Source organism: Polaribacter sp. (assembly GCF_965656025.1).
Classification (GTDB): Bacteria; Bacteroidota; Bacteroidia; order Flavobacteriales; family Flavobacteriaceae; genus Polaribacter.
Window position 1 is genome coordinate 1 of record NZ_CBFHJT010000105.1, and the last position, 3,291, is coordinate 3,291.

General features: G+C 26.3%; 6 protein-coding genes. 5 read left to right on the forward strand and 1 reads right to left on the reverse strand.

Features of this window, described 5'->3' with window-relative positions:
- The first annotated feature begins 143 nt into the window (after positions 1 to 143).
- Entirely contained in the window at positions 144 to 674 is a 531-nt protein-coding gene (locus ACTG3S_RS13820) for a hypothetical protein (RefSeq protein ID WP_439129919.1), read from the forward strand.
- Between the two features lie 54 nt (positions 675 to 728).
- On the opposite strand, the gene ACTG3S_RS13825 is transcribed toward ACTG3S_RS13820, so the two are convergent.
- Positions 729 to 1,079 (reverse strand): toxin-antitoxin system YwqK family antitoxin, encoded by a 351-nt coding sequence (locus tag ACTG3S_RS13825; RefSeq protein ID WP_439129920.1) that lies wholly within the window; start codon positions 1,077 to 1,079, stop codon positions 729 to 731.
- A 163-nt stretch (positions 1,080 to 1,242) separates the two neighbouring features.
- Here ACTG3S_RS13825 and ACTG3S_RS13830 point away from each other — a divergent pair, with 163 nt between their 5' ends.
- The 4 genes from ACTG3S_RS13830 to ACTG3S_RS13845 all read left to right on the forward strand — a co-directional run.
- On the forward strand, positions 1,243 to 1,443 hold the full coding sequence (locus ACTG3S_RS13830) for a dodecin family protein (RefSeq protein WP_439129921.1): 201 nt from the start codon (positions 1,243 to 1,245) through the stop codon (positions 1,441 to 1,443).
- Positions 1,444 to 1,541: 98 nt separating this feature from the next.
- Positions 1,542 to 1,868 (forward strand): DUF1304 domain-containing protein, encoded by a 327-nt coding sequence (locus tag ACTG3S_RS13835; RefSeq protein ID WP_439129922.1) that lies wholly within the window; start codon positions 1,542 to 1,544, stop codon positions 1,866 to 1,868.
- Between the two features lie 11 nt (positions 1,869 to 1,879).
- Positions 1,880 to 2,560 (forward strand): hypothetical protein, encoded by a 681-nt coding sequence (locus tag ACTG3S_RS13840; protein ID WP_439129923.1) that lies wholly within the window; start codon positions 1,880 to 1,882, stop codon positions 2,558 to 2,560.
- A 3-nt stretch (positions 2,561 to 2,563) separates the two neighbouring features.
- A partial coding sequence (locus ACTG3S_RS13845; protein ID WP_439129924.1) for a mechanosensitive ion channel family protein occupies positions 2,564 to 3,291 on the forward strand: 728 nt, incomplete at its 3' end.

The following is a 3,291-nucleotide window of genomic DNA, read 5'->3' on the forward strand; positions in this document are numbered from 1 at the left end:
AACCAGGAAGACAAAGAGGAAAACCAGTAGGCGTTAGCTACAACATTCCTTTCTCTTTATTAGTAGAATAACAAAAAAAGATAGATTTTAAAAAAGCTTAGAGATTCTCTAAGCTTTTTTTTGCTTATAACTCATCTAGAACTATGAAAACCAAAAACATTGTTATTTATATTTTAATAGCCCTTATTACAATATTGTCTTATAAATATTATCAACTTCTGCAAACAAACAAAAACCTATTAGAAAGTAAAAACTTTAATTTTGAATTGAATCAAGCGGAAGATATTTTATATAGTTTTTGGAAAAATAACAATAAACTATCTAACCAATATGTAGATAAAAATTTCGACTATAACTACGAGCTTGTTTATTCTTATGATATTTATGGAAACCAATTGACAAAAAGTATAGACGATAATGAAAATGGTGTTTACGAAAAATGCATCACTTATAATGCTTATGGGAAGATTATTGGTAAATCTTTTGATAAAAATGAAGATGGTGTTACTGAAACTTGCATTCTTATACTAGAAAATAATAACGAACTAATACTTACTGATACAAATAATAATGGAGATTTTGAAAAGATAACCTTTATTAACAAGCAAAATAATACAACAGTAGAAAAACCAATTACAAAATTGTTTGAACTAAATTTACAGGCATTGCTATAAAACAAAAAAACTCCAAACATAACGTTTGGAGTTTTAAGTAAAAAAATTTTAAATTTATTTGTTAGAGGCCAATTTAGTATCAGACTTCCACAAATTTACATTTTCTATGCTATTGTTATTGTAGGTAATTTCTTTTAAAGAATCATCTGACCAAATAAACCATTTACCAGTCTTTTTACCCTCTTTATAAAAAGCTAATTGCGTTTTATTTCCTTTTTTATCAAAGCGAGTCCATTTGCCTGTAAGCTTTTTATCTTTAAAGTATCCTTCTGTACTTATTGTACCGTCTTCATAGTAGTAAGTAGCTTTTACTAAATCACCCTCAGCTTCATATGTAGGTTTATTGTCTTGAGAATATCCTATTGCAGCAATACAAAAAATAGCTATTGTAAGTAAAGTTTTCATAATTTTTATTTTTTGGGGTTAACATTATATTTACAAATATACATATTTAAATAACAATTTGCAAACATTTTGGTAACATTAATTTAACATTGAGGAAATGTTAGCCCAAATTCATTGATTTTCTTATATTTACAAGTATCAACATATAAATAAATATAGTATTATGGCAGTAATGAAAGTTATCGAGGTATTAGCAAACTCAGAAAAGAGTTGGGAAGACGCAACGAAAAAAGCAGTAAAACAAGCTTCTAAATCAGTAAAAAATATTAAATCTGTATTTGTACAATCTCAAAGTGCAGTTGTAAACGATGATGAAGTAACAGAATTTAGAGTAAATCTTAAAATTACTTTTGAAGTAAATTAATATCAAGAACTTTAAAAACTCATAAAGACGGTTTTAATAGTAGTTAAATCGTCTTTTACATATAAAAAATGCACTATTTAAAAATATTTTTTGTTGGTTTGGTTATTATAATTCACATTTATATAGTGTACTTAGAAATGTTTTTATGGACCACCAAAAAAGGGATCAAAGCATTCGGCTTAAAAAATAAAAACTTTGCCGAAGAAACGAAAGTTATGGCTGCAAACCAAGGTTTATATAATGGTTTTATTGCTATTGGTTTATTATGGTCCATATTGCAACAAAAAACAGAGACTACATTATTTTTTTTAATTTGTGTTTTTATGGCAGGTATTTACGGGGCATATTCAACAAAAAAAATAAAGATATTTTATATACAGTCCATACCAGCTATTATTGCTATTTTGTTAAATTTGCTTTTATAAATAATTATACTATGAAAAATTTAAAAAAATATTACTTAACTACACTTGTAATGTTTACTATTAGTTTAACTGCACAAGTTCAAAGACAAAACGGTTTGTCTATAACCATTAAAGGGCCAAACACAGAAATTGAAGGTGTTGTTCCAGAAAATGCAGCTGCAAAAACACAACAATTAAGATTTTATACGGAAGAATATCAAAAAGCCATCGTAGATGATCTTAAAAATGAATTTTATTTTAGGTATAATATTTTTGCTGATGAGATGGAATTTATTAAAAATGGTACTATTTATTTTTTGTCAAAAACAGAAAACCAAATTATAAATTTTGTTGTCATTGATAAAAAATTTACTGTACTTAAACTTGATGGAAAATTACAATATTTTGAGTTGAACGTTCAAGGAAATGCTTCTTTATACACCAAACAAAATGTAGAATTTAAAAAAGGAAAAGTAGCTGTAACTCAATTTGAAACTACCAAAAAATCAAAGTTTGTAAGAAATAGAGACAGCTATTATGTAAGTATTAATAATGGTGAACTCACAAAATTACCTAGAAGAAAAAAAGATTTTTATAAGCTTTTTAATGAGCAATCTAACATGATAAAAAAGTATATGAAAAAAGAAAAATTAAATAGAAAGAAAATAGAAGACTTAGTAACTATTTTTAACTATTATAACTCTCAAATTTAATTTATGGAAGAATATTTAAACACATTAAAAGAACTTATTATAGAGTATACACCAAAAATTTTAATGGCTTTAGCCATGTTAATAATTGGTTTAATCGTTATTAAGATTATTGTTAATACTACTAAAAAAATTCTCAAAAAAAGAGAGGTAGATGTCTCTTTACAACAATTTTTAGGAAACCTACTTTCCTGGACACTTAAAATACTTTTATTTATTACTGTAATTGCAAAACTAGGTGTAGAAACAGCATCTTTTGCTGCAATAATTGCCGCTGCTGGTTTGGCAATTGGTTTAGCTCTACAAGGCTCTTTAGCTAATTTTGCAGGTGGTGTTTTAATTATGATATTTAAACCTTTTAAAATTGGAGATTTTATTCAAGCACAAGGAGAAAGTGGTACTGTAAAAGAAATTGAAATTTTTACTACAAAATTAAATACTCCAGACAACAAAGAAGTTATTATTCCAAATGGAACACTTTCAAATGGAAATATTACTAATTTTAGTACGGAACCAACTAGACGTGTAGATATAACTTTTGGTGTTGGTTACGATTCTGACATAAAAAAAACAAAAGAAATTATTTTTAATGTAATTAATGCGCATACCTCTGTTTTAAAAGATCCTGCTCCAGCAGTAAACATATCTGAATTAGCAGATAGCTCAATTAATTTTTTTACAAGAGTTTGGGTTAAAAAAGAAGATTATTGGGCAGTAAAGTTTGATTTAATGGA

Excerpts from the sequence above, each read along its gene's own strand:
- ACTG3S_RS13820 (WP_439129919.1), top strand. The coding sequence starts at position 144 with ATGAAAACCAAAAACATTGTTATTTATATTTTAATAGCCCTTATTACA.
- ACTG3S_RS13825 (WP_439129920.1), bottom strand. The coding sequence starts at position 1,079 with ATGAAAACTTTACTTACAATAGCTATTTTTTGTATTGCTGCAATAGGA.
- ACTG3S_RS13830 (WP_439129921.1), top strand. The coding sequence starts at position 1,243 with ATGGCAGTAATGAAAGTTATCGAGGTATTAGCAAACTCAGAAAAGAGT.
- ACTG3S_RS13840 (WP_439129923.1), top strand. The coding sequence starts at position 1,880 with ATGAAAAATTTAAAAAAATATTACTTAACTACACTTGTAATGTTTACT.